General features: G+C 68.1%; 17 protein-coding genes. 5 read left to right on the forward strand and 12 right to left on the reverse strand.

The window, feature by feature from the left end; all coding sequences use genetic code 11:
• Positions 1 to 9: 9 nt before the first annotated feature.
• The 5 genes from JOF41_RS31615 to JOF41_RS31635 all read right to left on the reverse strand — a co-directional run bounded on the left by JOF41_RS31615 (position 10) and on the right by JOF41_RS31635 (position 4405).
• Positions 10 to 1614, reverse strand: a complete 1605-nt coding sequence (locus JOF41_RS31615) for a replication initiator (RefSeq protein ID WP_209623546.1) — start codon at positions 1612 to 1614, stop codon at positions 10 to 12.
• A complete protein-coding gene (locus JOF41_RS31620) occupies positions 1614 to 3083 on the reverse strand; it encodes an FtsK/SpoIIIE domain-containing protein (protein ID WP_209623547.1) in 1470 nt (489 codons plus the stop codon). The genes JOF41_RS31615 and JOF41_RS31620 overlap by 1 nt, the downstream gene beginning before the upstream one ends.
• 310 nt (positions 3084 to 3393) lie before the next feature.
• Positions 3394 to 3654, reverse strand: a complete 261-nt coding sequence (locus tag JOF41_RS31625) for an AMED_5909 family protein (RefSeq protein WP_209624673.1) — start codon at positions 3652 to 3654, stop codon at positions 3394 to 3396.
• A gap of 2 nt (positions 3655 to 3656) precedes the next feature.
• Entirely contained in the window at positions 3657 to 3941 is a 285-nt protein-coding gene (locus JOF41_RS31630; protein ID WP_209623548.1) for a hypothetical protein, read from the reverse strand.
• Between the two features lie 2 nt (positions 3942 to 3943).
• Complete coding sequence (locus tag JOF41_RS31635) at positions 3944 to 4405, reverse strand: hypothetical protein (RefSeq protein WP_209623549.1); 462 nt, start codon at positions 4403 to 4405, stop codon at positions 3944 to 3946.
• A 210-nt stretch (positions 4406 to 4615) separates the two neighbouring features.
• On the opposite strand from JOF41_RS31635, the gene JOF41_RS31640 reads away from it, so the two are divergent.
• Together JOF41_RS31640 and JOF41_RS31645 are read left to right on the forward strand one after the other, a co-directional pair.
• The gene (locus JOF41_RS31640) at positions 4616 to 5458 is read left to right on the forward strand and encodes a GntR family transcriptional regulator (RefSeq protein ID WP_209623550.1); all 843 of its coding nucleotides are present in this window, start codon (positions 4616 to 4618) and stop codon (positions 5456 to 5458) included.
• Positions 5455 to 6153, forward strand: a complete 699-nt coding sequence (locus tag JOF41_RS31645) for an HAD family hydrolase (RefSeq protein ID WP_209623551.1) — start codon at positions 5455 to 5457, stop codon at positions 6151 to 6153. The genes JOF41_RS31640 and JOF41_RS31645 overlap by 4 nt, the downstream gene beginning before the upstream one ends.
• 17 nt (positions 6154 to 6170) lie before the next feature.
• Here the strand turns inward: JOF41_RS31645 and JOF41_RS31650 are convergent, their stop codons facing one another.
• The 5 genes from JOF41_RS31650 to JOF41_RS31670 all read right to left on the reverse strand — a co-directional run bounded on the left by JOF41_RS31650 (position 6171) and on the right by JOF41_RS31670 (position 10565).
• Positions 6171 to 6734: a hypothetical protein gene (locus tag JOF41_RS31650; protein ID WP_209623552.1), complete on the reverse strand. Its 564-nt coding sequence runs from the start codon at positions 6732 to 6734 to the stop codon at positions 6171 to 6173.
• Between the two features lie 7 nt (positions 6735 to 6741).
• On the reverse strand, positions 6742 to 7686 hold the full coding sequence (locus JOF41_RS31655; RefSeq protein ID WP_209623553.1) for a hypothetical protein: 945 nt from the start codon (positions 7684 to 7686) through the stop codon (positions 6742 to 6744).
• A gap of 1246 nt (positions 7687 to 8932) precedes the next feature.
• Positions 8933 to 9367, reverse strand: coding sequence for a hypothetical protein (locus tag JOF41_RS31660; protein WP_209623554.1), 435 nt, complete (start codon positions 9365 to 9367; stop codon positions 8933 to 8935).
• A 37-nt stretch (positions 9368 to 9404) separates the two neighbouring features.
• On the reverse strand, positions 9405 to 9845 hold the full coding sequence (locus JOF41_RS31665) for a hypothetical protein (RefSeq protein WP_209623555.1): 441 nt from the start codon (positions 9843 to 9845) through the stop codon (positions 9405 to 9407).
• 72 nt (positions 9846 to 9917) lie between these two features.
• A complete protein-coding gene (locus JOF41_RS31670) occupies positions 9918 to 10565 on the reverse strand; it encodes a GNAT family N-acetyltransferase (protein ID WP_209623556.1) in 648 nt (215 codons plus the stop codon).
• 100 nt (positions 10566 to 10665) lie between these two features.
• On the opposite strand from JOF41_RS31670, the gene JOF41_RS31675 reads away from it, so the two are divergent.
• Positions 10666 to 11514 carry an exodeoxyribonuclease III gene (locus JOF41_RS31675; protein WP_209623557.1) on the forward strand — a complete coding sequence of 283 codons (849 nt, stop codon included), beginning with the start codon at positions 10666 to 10668 and terminating at the stop codon, positions 11512 to 11514.
• Here the strand turns inward: JOF41_RS31675 and JOF41_RS31680 are convergent.
• Entirely contained in the window at positions 11511 to 12323 is an 813-nt protein-coding gene (locus JOF41_RS31680) for a serine hydrolase domain-containing protein (RefSeq protein ID WP_209623558.1), read from the reverse strand. The two genes, JOF41_RS31675 and JOF41_RS31680, sit on opposite strands and share 4 nt — an antisense overlap.
• 17 nt (positions 12324 to 12340) lie before the next feature.
• On the opposite strand from JOF41_RS31680, the gene JOF41_RS31685 reads away from it, so the two are divergent.
• Complete coding sequence (locus JOF41_RS31685) at positions 12341 to 13246, forward strand: ribonuclease Z (RefSeq protein WP_209623559.1); 906 nt, start codon at positions 12341 to 12343, stop codon at positions 13244 to 13246.
• On the opposite strand, the gene JOF41_RS31690 is transcribed toward JOF41_RS31685, so the two are convergent.
• Positions 13229 to 14071, reverse strand: a complete 843-nt coding sequence (locus JOF41_RS31690) for an NAD-dependent epimerase/dehydratase family protein (RefSeq protein WP_189221379.1) — start codon at positions 14069 to 14071, stop codon at positions 13229 to 13231. The genes JOF41_RS31685 and JOF41_RS31690 overlap by 18 nt on opposite strands.
• 117 nt (positions 14072 to 14188) lie before the next feature.
• Between JOF41_RS31690 and JOF41_RS31695 the strand changes: the two genes are divergently transcribed.
• Positions 14189 to 14401, forward strand: coding sequence for a hypothetical protein (locus JOF41_RS31695; RefSeq protein ID WP_209623561.1), 213 nt, complete (start codon positions 14189 to 14191; stop codon positions 14399 to 14401).
• The last annotated feature ends 113 nt before the right edge of the window (positions 14402 to 14514 follow it).

A 14514-nucleotide genomic window follows, 5' to 3' on the forward strand; every position in this document is an offset into this window, starting at 1 on the left:
CCCGATTGATCAAGCTGCGAGCTGAGTTGCCGAAACTTCTGGCGGTGCGCCGCCAGCGGCGAGCAAGGCCCGTTCGTATTCGGCCTTCCACGTGACCCGTTGGGCGATGGCGTGCATGAGTAGGTGCGCGCGTGGTGGCACGTTGGGGTCGCCGGGGCGGACCTTGTGCCAGACGAGCTGGGACCGGTCGGGTTCGGGCTTCTCGATGCCCACGGCCTTGAGCGCTTCCAGGACGAAGCGCCGCCGGTCGGCCTTGTGGTCGGCCAGGGTCTTGCCCGACCACTTGCGCGAGACCAGCACCCGCCGACCGGGCAGGCCCAGTGTGGTTCGGCGGTGGGCGCGGCCCTTGCAGTGCCCCGGCGTGGTGCGCGAGCCCGCTCCGCGTGGTTGGACGCCGTAGAGCAGCCAGACCGGGCAGCGCTCCGAGCACGGCGTCACGGCCAGCTCGTCGGCCAGGCGGTCGGCGTGCCGCCGTTGCCGGTCGGTGGTCTGCTCGACCACTTCGCCGATGGACTTGGTGAGGTACTTGGTCAGGTAGCCGATGTGGCGTCCGGCCTCTTCGGTGCCGCCGAGGATGCCTTTGGAGTGCACCTGGCGGCCGAAGGTCACCACGTGCGCCGGTTCGTCCACGGCCTCGATCGCGTCATTCCAGGCCGTCAGTGGCGCGCGGGTGTCGGGGTCGACGAACGCTTCGGCGCGCGGGTCCCACACCGGCAGATGCTCACCGGAGTAGAGGCGTTCGTCGTGCCGGGGCCACCACACCTGGTGATAGGTCGCCGCGGTGACCAACCGGATGGTCTCGTGCGGGATCGAACCGCGCAGGGCCGCGTGCAGGTGTGGCGCCGCCCGCCGTTGGGGTTCGACGGTGGCGAAGTACTGCACATCCCAGCCCACGACGCGGCGCAGGTTCTGCCACCACCGATCGACCAGGGAGGCGAAGTGCACCGCGTCCCGAGCCGCCCGCCGGTAGTCGTAGGCATCCGGATCGACCGGCGTCCCGTCGTCATGCACGCGGCCGTAGGTGTCGAGGGTGAGCGTGACGAACATCGAGGGCCGGAACCCACCCGCGTACTCACGGCCGATGGTGCGCTTCTCGACGCGCCGCCGGGGCAGGTTCGGCGCGTCCTGCCGCCGCCGAGTGGACCGCTTGACCGGCCGCCTGCCCGGTGCGTCGGGCGAGGGGAAGCGGCCCCGCACGCCGAGTTGCCGAAGTTCTGCGTCAACGGAGTGGATCTCTTCGCGCAGCTCGTCGGCATCGCCCGCGTGACCGGCCTCGACCGCTTCCCGGTACGCCGCCACGAGGTCGGCCCGGAAGGTCAGCAGCTCCTTCTGATCCTGCGTCGGTGGGTCCGGGGTGAAGTCGGGTTCTTCGGTCATGTGCCAGCCCTCGCGGCACTGGGCCATCCGCAACGCCTTGGCCTTACGAGCACACGGAGCACAGACGCTCTCCACCGTGGAGCCGCAAGGCACGGCGACGTAGCGCACTTCGTAGCTGGCCCGGTCCTCCACCTCCATCGTGAACGGCCGCACGCACACCCCGTGCTGTTCAGCGGCGGCCTTGGCCACATCCAGCGCCACCGGTTGGCGCATCCGCTCCGCGCGGGTGCCGGTCATCAGGCCGCCACCCCCTCAACGCCACCCGAGGCCGGGAAGGGCCGGACCTCACCGGCCCGGAAGTAGTCCCGCAGCGTCACCAGGTCGGCGTCGGTGACGTGGAAGGCCCGAGCCCTCTCCGGTTCGCGCTGGCCGTCCTGCTTGACCCAGGCGACACCGGGCGTTGCTTCGGCGATCTCGTGCGCCGCCGCGCCGCGCTGGCGCACCCCGTCCCCGAGCACCATGTCCACCTGTTGCGGCTCATCCAGCCGCAGCGCCACACGGGTGCTGAACAGGTGCCGGAAGCCGACGACCTCCTTGCGCGGGTCCTGCACTAGGCCCACCAGCACGTAGCCGGGTGCGCGGCCCTGTGAGGTGATGGTCTGCACCGCGCGTGCGGCACGGTCGCGGAGCTGCCGGTCCGGCTGGTAGGCGATCACGTCCGCCAGCTCGTCCACGACGAGCACGGTCAACGGCTCACCGGTGTCGCGAGCCCACAGCCGCCGAATGCCCCGGTACCGCGCCGCCCGCTCCTTGACCTCAGCGGCGAGCCGCTCCAACAACTCGACCGCATCCGCGCCGTTGTCGAAGATCAGCCGGTCAAAGGCGTCCGGGCACTGCCCCAGCTCCATACCGCCCTTGGGGTCGATGCCCACCAGGCGCACCAGGCCCGCGCGGACGGCCGGAGCGAGCTGCCACACAATCGACCACAACACCGAGCCCTTACCCGCCCCCGGCACGCCGACCACCAGGAGCTGAGACCCGAGCAGCCGCAGCCGCCACGGCTTGCCGGTCTCGGTCCGCCCGACCACCACCCGCTTCAAGTCGACACCGGCCGCATCGTCGGCCAGGACCGGCACGGGCAGCGGCCACAGCAGCGGGTCACGGTGGATCAAGTCCAGCTCGATCACGCGGGGCCGCAGCACCCGCACCCGGCAGGAGCGCGCGCCGAAGGAGTGCGCCAGGTTGTCCCGCCGCAGCTCCCAGGCTTCCGGCGACTGCGCGGGGATCATCCGCACCCGCACCCGGTCGCGCCAGCCTTCCGAGCGCACCGCGCGCAGCGCGGGCCGGTACTCCCGCCCCCGATCCCGCTTGGCCAGGTCCGCCAGCCGCATCGTGGTCCGCCAGCGCAGGGCGTAGACGGTGACGCGCCGCCACTGCGACAGCACCGGCCACCACACCCAGCGGCGGAACGTGGAGCGGTGCAGGCCCCACCAGATCAGCAGCACCGCGACGAGCGCCAGGACGACGAGCACCAGCGGCCAGCAGCCCCAGCGCCGCGCCACGACCAGCAGGCCCAGCGGCACCAGGACCACGACGGGGTAGCGGTGCAGCAGCCGCACGACCAGCCGCACCAGCAGCACGACCAGGCCGACCGGTACGGCGATCCACAGCAGCCACCAGGGCAGCAGCACCCACCAGGGCAGCCGTGGACGGGCGATCTCCAGCGGGGCCGGATCGACCCAGCGCGAACCGCCGGGCCTAGGCATCGCGCCGCCCGCCGAAGTCGAGGGGAAGGACGCCCAGGCAGGCGTCACAGGTGGTCTGTTCGGGCAGGAGCCGGGCGAAGCGCTTGCACGAGGTGCACCGCTTGCCCGAGGCCCCCGCTGGCGCAGGAGTGCGCCGAGGTTCTACGCTCACGTCTGTTCACTCCGCATCGCGTGGTGGACAGCGCAGGAGCGGCATGGTTGGTAGCCGGTTTCCGCTTCTGCGCCTACGTTCCCCTTGTGCCGCAACGAAGACGCGCGGCATCGCCACATGACCCCGCAAGATCACGCGGTATGTCCGAACAGGACTCAGCTAGGGCTTGCGCGGCAGGACGATGGCCTCTCCCTTCAGCCGCTCACGGTTGGCCCAGTAGAGCGCTTCGTGGTGGTGCCACCGGTCGACCTCCGCCACGTGGGCGTAGACCTGCGCGCTGCGCAGGTAGTACTCACGCAGCACCGCCGGAGCCGAGTGCGGCGAGGGCATCAACTTGGTCAGCACCTCGTGAGCGTCCTTCAACGTGGTCACGGCCAGCGCCGCCGCCCACGGGTCATCCTTCGCAGACCGCTTGGTCATGGTCATGCTTCGCTCTCATCCGGGTCCGGCAGCTCTCCGCGCGAGCGCTCCAGCCGCGCCCTGCGGTCGAATTCCTCTGCCGCGACCGAGCAGGCGTGACGAGCCCACAGGGGCACCGCCAGATCGGCGGCCAAGATCCGCCACGCCCGCGCCACGGCCGAATAGCTCTCCGACAGTCGGAGCACCGCCGCCGGGTCGTCCGAGGTGGACGCGGCGAACAGCGCTTCGGTCTGCTCCGCATAGGCGGTGTTCCAACGGGCGACCGCCTCACGCGACGGCCGCGCCACCGTCAGGCCGCCTTCTGCTCGCCCAGGGCCTTGGCCCCCTCGCGCTTGGGCGCGGCTCCCACCTGCGGCGAGACGATGCCGGTCGCCCGGATGGTGAAGCCGAGGTACTTGTAGCGGTCGCCCATCACCCGCGGCTCGACCGTCAGCCCCTCGAACGCCACCGGCCGCACCTCCACACCGGGAACGACCTGTACCGACTGCGGCGGAACCGGCTGCACGTCCGCCAGCAGCGTCACCGTCACCGAGGCGTCGCGCTCCTTCTCCGCCGACGGGTCGGTGACGACCACCTTCCACTGCCGCTTGCCCGTGGTCTCGTCCACGCGCTGCTTGGGCTGCTTGCCCCGCCCCTTGTCCTCCGCGCTCAGGTACTCCATGTCCGGCGCGACCTCACCGACCATGAGCGCCCCCATGGGGAAGACCTGGTCGAACGTCGCCGCGAACCGGGTGCCATAAGGCACTGCCATGACTGCTCCTCCGTCACCTTGCCAGCTCGCCTGTCAGAGCTAGACAACTTGACAGTAAGACAGCTTGGCTAGCCAAGTCAAGCAAGTGGACCGATTCGGGCAGAGAGCTAGCTCCCTAGGCGGGCTAGGCAGGTGCGAACATACGCTGCGAACATAGTGCGTACAGATCTGTACGTAAGTAGGCAGTCACTACCGAGGTGAGGACGCGGCATGGCACTGGACCCGGACGACCCGCGACCGCCGTACGTGCAGGTGGCGAACGCCCTCCGGGCCGCCATCCTGACCAAGGTCTTCAAGGCCGGGGACAAGCTGCCCTCACGCGCCGAGCTGGCCAAGAAGTACGACGTGGCCCCGATGACCGTGCAGAACGCCCTGCGCGAGCTGCGCGACGAAGGCTTGATCGTCTCCCGACAGGGCAGCGGCGTGTTCGTCCGCGAACGTACCGAGCGCCCAGTGGGACTGCGCCCGCACATCGAACGGGCCTTCGAGACCGAGCGCGTCACGATCGACTTCGCGGGGTTCTCCGGCGAGACCCTGCACGGCATCCTTCAGGAACCACTGGACAAAATCCGCATCGGCAGGCTGACGCCCGAGGCCATCCACGTCCGCATCCTCGTCCCGGACCCCACCATCCCGTGGTCGGTGCCCTGCACCGTCGATGACCACGCCGACAGCCCGGCCTTCCGCGCCCGCGCCGCCGAGATCATGCGCCGTCACACCTTGGCCATCATCGACAACGTGACCGAGCTGGGCGCACTCGGACTGGTCAAGGACGCCACCGCCGAAGTCCGCGTTCACGGGGCAGCGCCGCTGTTCAAGCTCTACCTGATCAACAACGACGAAGCCTTCTTCGGCTTCTACCCCGTCCGCGAACACGTCCTCTCCCTCGGCGGAGAACCCCAGGCGATCTACGACCTCATGGGCAAGGACGCCATCCTCTTCCACCACTCCGTCACCGACGACGACACCAGCACCGGCAGTCAGTACGTCGAGCAGGCCCGCACTTGGTTCGACAGCCTGTGGAACACCATCGCCACGGAGTACAAGCGATGACCGAGGATGCAGTGCCTGTTGATGATGTAGAGGTTACGCGTCGGCTTTTCGCCGATGCGGACACTCTGCTACTCGACTTCGACGGACCGATTTGCTCAGTATTTGCACATCTGCCAGCACATCACATTGCCCAACAACTCAAAAATGTTCTAATCGATGACGGTCGCGTCGAACTGCCACCAGAGATTGCCAAAACAGACGATCCGTTCGACGTCCTTCGTCACGCCGCCACCCTAGGCCGCAGAGAAGCAGAGTTCGTCGAATCCACTCTTCGGGCGCACGAGGTGGAGGCGGCGACAACTGCCATACCGACTGCAGGAACGAAACAACTCATGGAGGAGTGGCATCGAGCGGGCAGGAAAATCGGAATTGTTAGTAATAATAGCACGCAAGCGATCAGTGTGTTCACCGCGTTTCACGGCTATGCTCATATCCATGTTAGTGCTCGAACATTTTCGGATCCAACTCTTCTCAAGCCTAGTCCGCATCTAGTAGTCAACGCGCTAGAAGTCCTAGAAGCTTCCCCGGCGACCACTCTGCTAATCGGAGATTCCACTACGGATCAAGAAGCTGCTCGCGCGGCAGGAGTAGGCTTCATTGGCTACGCCAACAAGCCATCCAAGATCGCAGCGTTTTCCGCAGTAAGCACGCTCATCGTTCTAACTGATCTACGATCGGCGACCGGCCTGATTTAGAGGATCTACTTCCGCGACTAACCGGCAGCCGCGTCAGAATCGACATCAGCAGAAAAATCTCCACCGAACAGTGCGGTATATATACCGAACAATCGCCGAAGGACTGATGCCAGGCTTACTACAAGGTGGACCAGCAGCCAGATTGCTGAGGCGGAGGCCAGCGAGGCGACGAACGTTTCTTCGATTAATGCTGGTATCGATGCCATCAGCGCCAGTACAAGGGCTAGAACCATCGATAGCATGGATACGTACAAAGCGCCGACGGCAGAGGATGCAATCAGCTTCTTCAAATCTCTGCGAACACGAAGCATGGCAACTTCGAAAACTTTTACCCGAAGGTTCGCCAGAAATACGAAAACGCTGATCATTGCGCCAACGAGTAGCGAGGTCGCAGCAAGTAGCTGCGCCACGCCACCAAGTCGGAACTGAAAAATCACGAAAGTCGCAGCCGTAATAGATGGTGCCCCGTATAGGAGTATCAACTCCGGCACGGTAGCCTTCTCATCCCTGCTGCGTCGATTGGCTTGCGCATGATAGAGGACAATAGGCCAGGGGTTGAATCGCTGCAGCGACCTCGCCATGTCGCCGTTACCCCTCGAACCTTGGACGCCAGTTGGACGCCAAGTCCACATTCAACGCTGGAAATGTAGTTCGCGCAACTTCACATGCTTCATCGACGAAATGCAGGTCCGATGGCCTCTCTTCTGTATCAATAGTATAGGTGAAGGCAGGCCATCCGGATGTAATATTGATTGTCCTATTCCGTCCGTCCACTACTGCGATTATACGCTCCTCGTCGAAGTCCTCATCCCGATAGTGAGAAAGGCCAATCATGCCTGTCAGGCTTGGCCGATGTTTGGTTCCTCTCAACTCATCAAGAGCACCACGGAGTCGCCTTTTAACCTCTGTGTCATCCTCGAGATCAATTATTAGAGTACTTTTCTTCACGTTCTCGGAAGTGAAGTTGGTACGATCTATAGATCGAGTCCTCTGAACCAGTTCAACCGACCTTATGCCAATCTCTTCGGAGTCCAAGAATTTATTCCACGCGTGCTCGTCTGCCAAGTCGGTGACTGTGCGAAGTTTAACTCCGTACCCTTTCAAATCATTGTTCAATTGAACGAGGACGCCATTCGCGAGATGAGATCGGCCTCGCGTCTCGGCCACCAGCAGTCCAGTCTCACCGTACGGCGGGATCAGCATAAGAACGCGTGATTCCCGGAGAACTGCATCAGTGGTCGCGATCGAATGCGCTTCTTCGCCACTCTCAACATCGACTACTTGGGCGGACTCGCCATAGTAGCCACCGCTTGCGGTGATTAGCACCCCCCAGCCGCTCGACCGAACCGAATCGAATCGACTGTAGATAGCCTTCTTTTCGTTTTTTTCCCCTCCGGATCTGACGCGCTTCTCCGCCAAGTCATGGATGATGGGCTTAAGCCCATCCGGTTCTGGGTCGGTAAAAGAAACTCGGTCGAAGGACCGCAACGGGGTGGCGAAGAGTTCGAACACCCGAAAGCCGTAGGTGCTCACAAAGGTCACCTCCTCATCGTTGGAGTCCGGTGGACTTCAACTGTGTATCGCACACATCGGACAGCTTGAATGATCGTTACGTCAACCGGAACACCGCAGCAGCGGTTCGCCCGATCGGAGTAGCGCTGTACTCATCGCTGCCGAACTTGGCTCTATGGGATCAAGGCGCGCCGCCGTCGGCGGCGCGCGGCGTGCCCGTCAAGCTGGTACCGACTCCGCATCCATCCCGGCACGCCGGGCTCCCGCTCCGCTCACGCCCGGCGGCCGGGCGGCGCGGCCTGGTCTGGTGGCGGGTAGCGCGCCGCCGACGGCGGCGACCAGGGGCACGGGCAACCAGCGGCACCAGTCGGGCCGATCGCGTGGTGGGTCGCCGCGGACTGGCTGAGCACGGCGATCGACGCCCGCCGACGCTCCGCGCCAGCGGCCAACGGAAAGCCGGTCACGGGGAGTGCGGAGCCGTCGAGGGTTACCGACACAGGTAAGCCGCCCTCCGCTGGCGGTCGCGGGAGCAGTTTGAAGGTGGGCTCTATTGCGAGCGTCAGGCACAAGGTTGACGACACCGCTGACGACAACGACAGCTACACCATGCACCGTGTGCACCAAGCACCGGAGAGGTAGAAGCCCAGGTCAGGACGTTGACCGGTTCCTACGGATCAGAAGGTTGCAGGTTCGAATCCTGCCGAGCGCGCAGCTCAGAGGGCCGGTACCGCGTGGTACCGGCCCTCTTGGTCTCAGATCGGGTCTTACTCGCACGTGTTCAAGCTCGTGCCCGTACCCCTGCCGCGTCTACCGATGTGACCGCAGCCGCTGACCTGTCGCGGTTCACCGCCGGTCTCGCTCGCCGCATCTGTCCGGCGTGCAGCGCGCGAAAGCGCCCGGTACTTCGCTTTGCCAAGTTCATTGCTGTCGTCGCTTGCATCGGGACGCTGCTGGTGGTGGTGTTGCCGCATTTGGGACCGGTCGCTGCAGGTGGCGAAACGGCGGCGTGCGGACCGCCGGTAGTCCGGGTGGTGGTTGATCCTGCCAGGAGTTGCTCACGAACTGCTCCACCTGGCAGGACGGCAATTTCGACCTGACCTGACTGCTCGGACGCTCACCAACGCGGATGGACTACGTGAACCGCAGAGGATGACTCCCGACCCTGTGTACTGCTGCAGGTTCGAATTCCATCAAAAGTCCGGGTCGAGGGTCCCGCCGGATTCTTCCGCCGAAGCCTTCGACGACAGCGCCCCATCCGCTACCGCGCTCACCGTCGACGACCGGCTTTCGCGAACTGGTGGATGCGTGCGGCCATCTCCTCGGCGAGATCCGATCCGTCAGGCGGCATGCCGCGACCGTCGCAGCAGGGCGGCTTGGTGCGCTTGCCGACCGGAACTTCCACCTCGGCGAGAAGGTAGACCAGTCGGTAGACGTCCTGATCGGGGTTGGCCGCGTCGTGCGGACCCAGTGCCACGATTGTCGCCCGTGTGGGCGAGTCGAAAGCCACGACGGCCCGAATATTGTCACTGAGGTGACTGACGCACAGCCGGTTTATCGGATCACCGTGGAGCCGGTAGCCCATCGCGGCGCATCCCCTGCTCTTGAGCTGGGTGAGCCACGCCTCGTACTTGTTCCGCTCCTGCTTGCGCATCGCATCGCGAAATCGCGCAGCGGGTCGAGTGATGACGACCTGAACCGGCATTGGCAGAGAATGGCAGATCGATCTCCGCGCTGATCGGTCAGGCCTCGACCACGTCACCCGCTCGCCACGAGGCAAGTCCCTCGCGCAACTCCTCGGTCTCCAGCAATGTCCGGTCCTGTAGGCGGTGCCATACCTGCTCCAGCAGGTTCCCCGGCTGGTCGGCCAGTACGCGCAGGTCTCTGACGATGTGCAGTACCGCGTGCAGGCGATGTGGATCGAGTGTCCGCACCGGGCTGCCGTCGGCTCGCTTCAGCACACCGCGCTCACACCAGGCGTGGATGGTGGGTTTGCTCAAGTTCAACAGCTTCGCGGCAGCGGTGATCCGCACCGGGGGGGTCGAGTCGATCATCTCCTCGACGATGTCGCGCAGCTTGGCGGCGGCGTTGTCGTCGAGTGTCGCCGCGACCGCCTCGATCCTTTCAACGCGGCTGAAGGTGGCCAGGGTCTCTGCCTGCTGCTCGGCAACGGTGAGTGGCATCCTCCACCTCCAAGTTGGCGCCTTGTCAAAAGGCTACCCTTTTCGTAAAGGGGCGCAACCTCCGTTCGGTGCTCAGCGCTCGTCCACCGGCAGGTGGGCGGCGGTGACCGGGGAGGCCACCGACCAGCCCACGGACCGGTAGAGCCGCGCCCCCTCCTCGGTGGCCAGCAGCACCGCCCGGCTCGCCCCGCGCTCCACCGCCGCGGCCGCCAGGGAGCGCATCACGACCCGGCCCAGCCCGCGCCGCCGGTGCGCGGGATCGGTGGAGACCTGGTCGACCACGGCCGCCGCGCCCCACACCGCGACCCGCCCGCTGGACGCGGTCGACCCGTCGGCGGCGCGCACCACCGCATCGCACACCGCGCCACCCGGATCGGCGATGACTTCCACCCGGTAAGGCGACGGGACCGTCACGTCCTCGACCCGCAGGTCAACCGTCATGAGGAACTCCGGCGAACTGACCAGCCACGCGGGCGTCAGGTCGGCGATCACCGCGTCCCGCTCCCCGCACACCTTCAACCACGTCCCCGGAGCGGTCAGCGTCCTGGCCCGGTGCGCGACGGTGGCGGTGTCCGGCAGCACGAAGCGCACGCGGTGCACCACCTTCCCCACGTCGATGCGGTAGCCGTCCGGCTCCCGCACCGGGGCGGGCGTGCGGCGGGACAACGCCCAGCCGTGCACCCACTCCTCGACGGTGGCGGCGGTGGTCGAGGTGCGCATCGCACGATCGTGCCACCGGTGATCGACAGCGGCACGACGACGGACGGGGTTCCGGCGCGTGGACGCGGCGGCCGGCCGCCTGCCGGGATACCGTGCAGCGGTGCGCGTCGCCACGTGGAACGTGAACTCGGTGAAGCAGCGGATGCCCAGGCTCCTGGCGTGGCTGGACGAGCGCGGGCCCGACGTGGTGTGCCTGCAGGAGCTCAAGCTGACCAGTGACGCCTTCGCCGCGCTGCTCGGCGAGGAGCTGGCGGATCGCGGTTACGCCTTCGCCGCGCACGGCCAGCCGCAGTGGAACGGGGTGGCGATCCTGTCCCGCGTCGGCCTGGACGAGGTGACGCTCGGCGTCGAGGGTGCGCCGGGCTTCCCGGACCCGGAGGCGCGGGCGGTGGCCGCGACGTGCGGCGGGGTGCGCGTGCACTCCGTCTACGTGCCCAACGGCCGCGCCGTCGACTCGGACCACTACCACTACAAGCTCGCCTGGCTGGCCGCGCTGCGGGAGGTCGTGCGCGAGGGGCCGCAGGACGTGCTGGTCTGCGGCGACATCAACATCGCCCCGGCCGACGCCGACGTGTACGACCCGGCCGTGTTCGTCGGGCACACCCACGTCACGGAGGCCGAGCGGGCCGCGCTGGCGGAGTTCGGCCTGCGCGACGTGGTCCGCGACCGCTGGCCCGACCAGCGCGTCTTCAGCTACTGGGACTACCGAGGTGGCATGTTCCACCAGGACCTGGGGATGCGCATCGACCTGGTGCTGGCGGCGGAGACCGTGGCGGGGCGGGTGCGGGCGGCGTGGGTCGACCGCAAGGCCCGCAAGGGGACCAGCCCCAGCGACCACGCGCCGGTCGTCGTGGACCTGGACGAGGCCCCGGACGGCGACATCGGGCCGGTGGTGCCCCCGCCCTCCGCGCCGCGCACCCGCACCACCCGGAAACCGCCCAGGGACTAGCGCGCACCCAGCTCGGCCAGCACCCCGTCGGTGAACGGTGGCCAGGCCGCGACGGCCCACTCGCCGAACGGCCGGTCGGCCAGCGCCACGCAGGCCGCCCCCACCGCCGGGTCCACCCACAGGAACGTGCCGCTCTGCCCGAAGTGGCCGAACGTGCGCGGGGAACTGCCCGCGCCGGTCCAGTGCGGCGACTTGTCGGACTTGATCTCGAAGCCCAGCCCCCAGTCGTTGTGGCGCTGCGAGCCGTACCCCGGCAGCACCCCCTTCAGGCCGGGGAACTGCACCGAGGTCGCCTCGGCGACCAGCTCGGCGGAGACCAGCCGGGGCGACTGCACCTCGGCGGCGAAGCGCAGCAGGTCCGACACCGTGGACACGGCGCCCGCGGCGGGGGAGCCGGTCAGCGCGGTGGAGGTCATGCCCAGCGGGGCGAGCACGGCTTCGGTCAGGTAGTCGGCGAACGGGATCTCGGTGGCCGACTCGACGAACGCGGCCATCACCTCGAAGCCGGTGTTGGAGTAGATCCGCCGCTCGCCGGGCGGGGCCTGGACCTTGTCCGAGTCGAACGCCAGGCCGGAGGTGTGCGCGATCAGGTGCCGCAGGGTGGCCGGGCCCACCGGCTGGTCCCACTCCACCGCGCCCTCCTCGACGGCCACCAGCACCGCGTAGGCGGTGAGCGGCTTGGTCACCGAGGCCAGGGGGAAGCGCCGCTCCACGTCGCCGAAGGTGCCCAGCACCCGGCCGTCGGCGGACACCACGCCGGTGGCCGCGTTCTCGACCGGCCACCGGGACACCGCGCGCAAGCTCTGCATGGCGCAAACTCTGCCACGTGTCCACCCGAGAGCTGGTCGTGCTCGGCACCGCGAGCCAGGTTCCCACGCGCACCCGCAACCACAACGGCTACCTGCTGCGCTGGGACGGCGAGGGTTTCCTGTTCGACCCCGGTGACGGCGCGCAGCGGCAGCTGCTGCTGGCCGGGGTGGCGGCGAGCGACATCACCCGGATCTGCCTGACGCACTTCCACGGCGACCACTGCCTGGGCGTGCCGGGCGTCGTGCAGCGGATGTCGCTGGACCGGGTGCCGCACCCGGTGCACGCGCACTACCCGGCGTCGGGCGCGCACTTCTTCCAGAGGTTGCGGCACGCCAGCTCCTTCCACGACGTGGTGGACGTCCGCGAGGTGCCGGTGGCGCGCGACGGGGTGGTGGCCGAGGGCGGGTTCGGCGTGCTGGAGGCGCGTGCGCTGGACCACCCGCTGGAGACCTTCGGGTACCGGCTGGTCGAGCCGGACGGCAGGCGGATGGTGCCGGAGCTGCTGGCGCGGCACGGCATCAGCGGCCCTCGGGTGCGGCAGGTGCTGGAGGAGGGCGGGCCGCTGCTGGCGGCGGTCAGCGAGCCGCGCCCCGGCCAGCGCTTCGCGTTCGTTATGGACACCCGGCTGTGCGACGGGGTGTTCGAGCTGGCCGACCGGGCGGACATGCTGGTCATCGAGTCCACCTACTTGCACGCGGACGAGCGCCTTGCGGTCGAGCACGGCCACCTGACCGCCCGGCAGGCCGCGCGGGTGGCCGCCGAGTGCGGGGTGCGCACGCTGGTGCTGACGCACTTCTCCCAGCGCTACGCCGATCCCGGCGCTTTCCGCGCGGAAGCCGAGGAGGTGTTCGGCGGGGAGGTGGTGGTGGCGGCCGACCTCGACCGGGTCCGGGTGCCGCGCAGGTCACCCGGCGGGCGGTGAGGCGGCGCTGGCCCACTGGTCGCGCACCAGCTCGTCCAGGTCGGACTCCACCGGCCGCCAGCCCAGCGCGCGCAGCCTGGCGGTGTCCGCGCGCAGCACCCGCGCCTCGCCGGGGTGCGCGGGGCGGCGGCGGACGGCGGGCGGCCTGCCGCTGACCCGCTCCACCGCGCCGAGCACGTCGGCCACGCTGGCCGGGGTGGCACCCACGTTGTAGACCGCGTGCCCCTCCCGGCAGCGCTCCAGCACCAGCGCGAACGCCCGCGCCACGTCCCGCACGTGCACGAAGTCGCGCACCGCCGAGCCGTCGCCGTAGACCTCCAGCGACGGCAGCCTGCCCGCGGCCACCTCGCACGCCCTGGTGACGATCCGGGTGTCGTCGCGGTCGCCGCCGCCCGCGACGTTGAACAGGCGCAGCACCGCGCCCGCCCGCGCCGCCCAGGCCACCGCGTCCTCGGCGGCGGCTTTCGAGGCGGCGTAAGGGCTGGCGGGGTCGCGGGGGGTGTCCTCGGTGAGCACGCCGGTGCGGGAGGTGCCGTAGACGGCGGCGGTCGAGGCGAGCAGGAACACCGGGGGCCGGGCGCGCAGCAGGTTGAGGGTGCCGCCCACGTTGACGTCGTAGTGCTCCACCGGCCGTTCGAACGATTCGCGGACGCGGGCGCGTGCGGCCAGGTGGACCACCGCGTCCGCACCGCGCACCGCCGCCTCGGCGGCCCGGGCGTCCCGCACGTCGCCGGTGAACGGCACCACCTCGTGGCCGGAGAACGCCAGTTGAGCGGCCACCGCCCGGCCGACGTACCCGGACGCGCCGGTGACCAGTACTCGCATGGCCGACATCCCAGCACGGCACCGTCCGATCGGGACGCGGCACTCTGGCAAAAAATGGCCCTAAAGGTGGTGACGCGCCACGCCGATACAACCCGAGTGAGTTACCCGCAGCCAGCCATGCACAAGAGCATTGAGGGCGCTCTCGCCGAGCACACCGAGCGGGAGGCCAAGCGCAGGCGGTTCCTGGAGAGAGCCGCCGCGGTGGTCACCACCGCTCCTTCGTCGGTGGACGACACGCTGCTCAGCCTGTCCCTGCCGTACCCGAAGCGGAAGGGCGACAGCGCCTTCCTGCACCGCGTCGACCAGGTCCTGCGCGACGCCGCTCGCTGATCCCCGCGAGCCGTCGGCAACTTTCATCCGGTTCGTTGCCGGACCGTGCTAGGCCGACGCGCAGGGGTGCCTCTACAGTGCGTGGCACCCGGCGCTCGCCGGTGCTCTCGTCT

It is taken from the genome of Saccharothrix coeruleofusca, assembly GCF_017876325.1.
GTDB classification, from domain to species: Bacteria; Actinomycetota; Actinomycetes; order Mycobacteriales; family Pseudonocardiaceae; genus Actinosynnema; species Actinosynnema coeruleofuscum.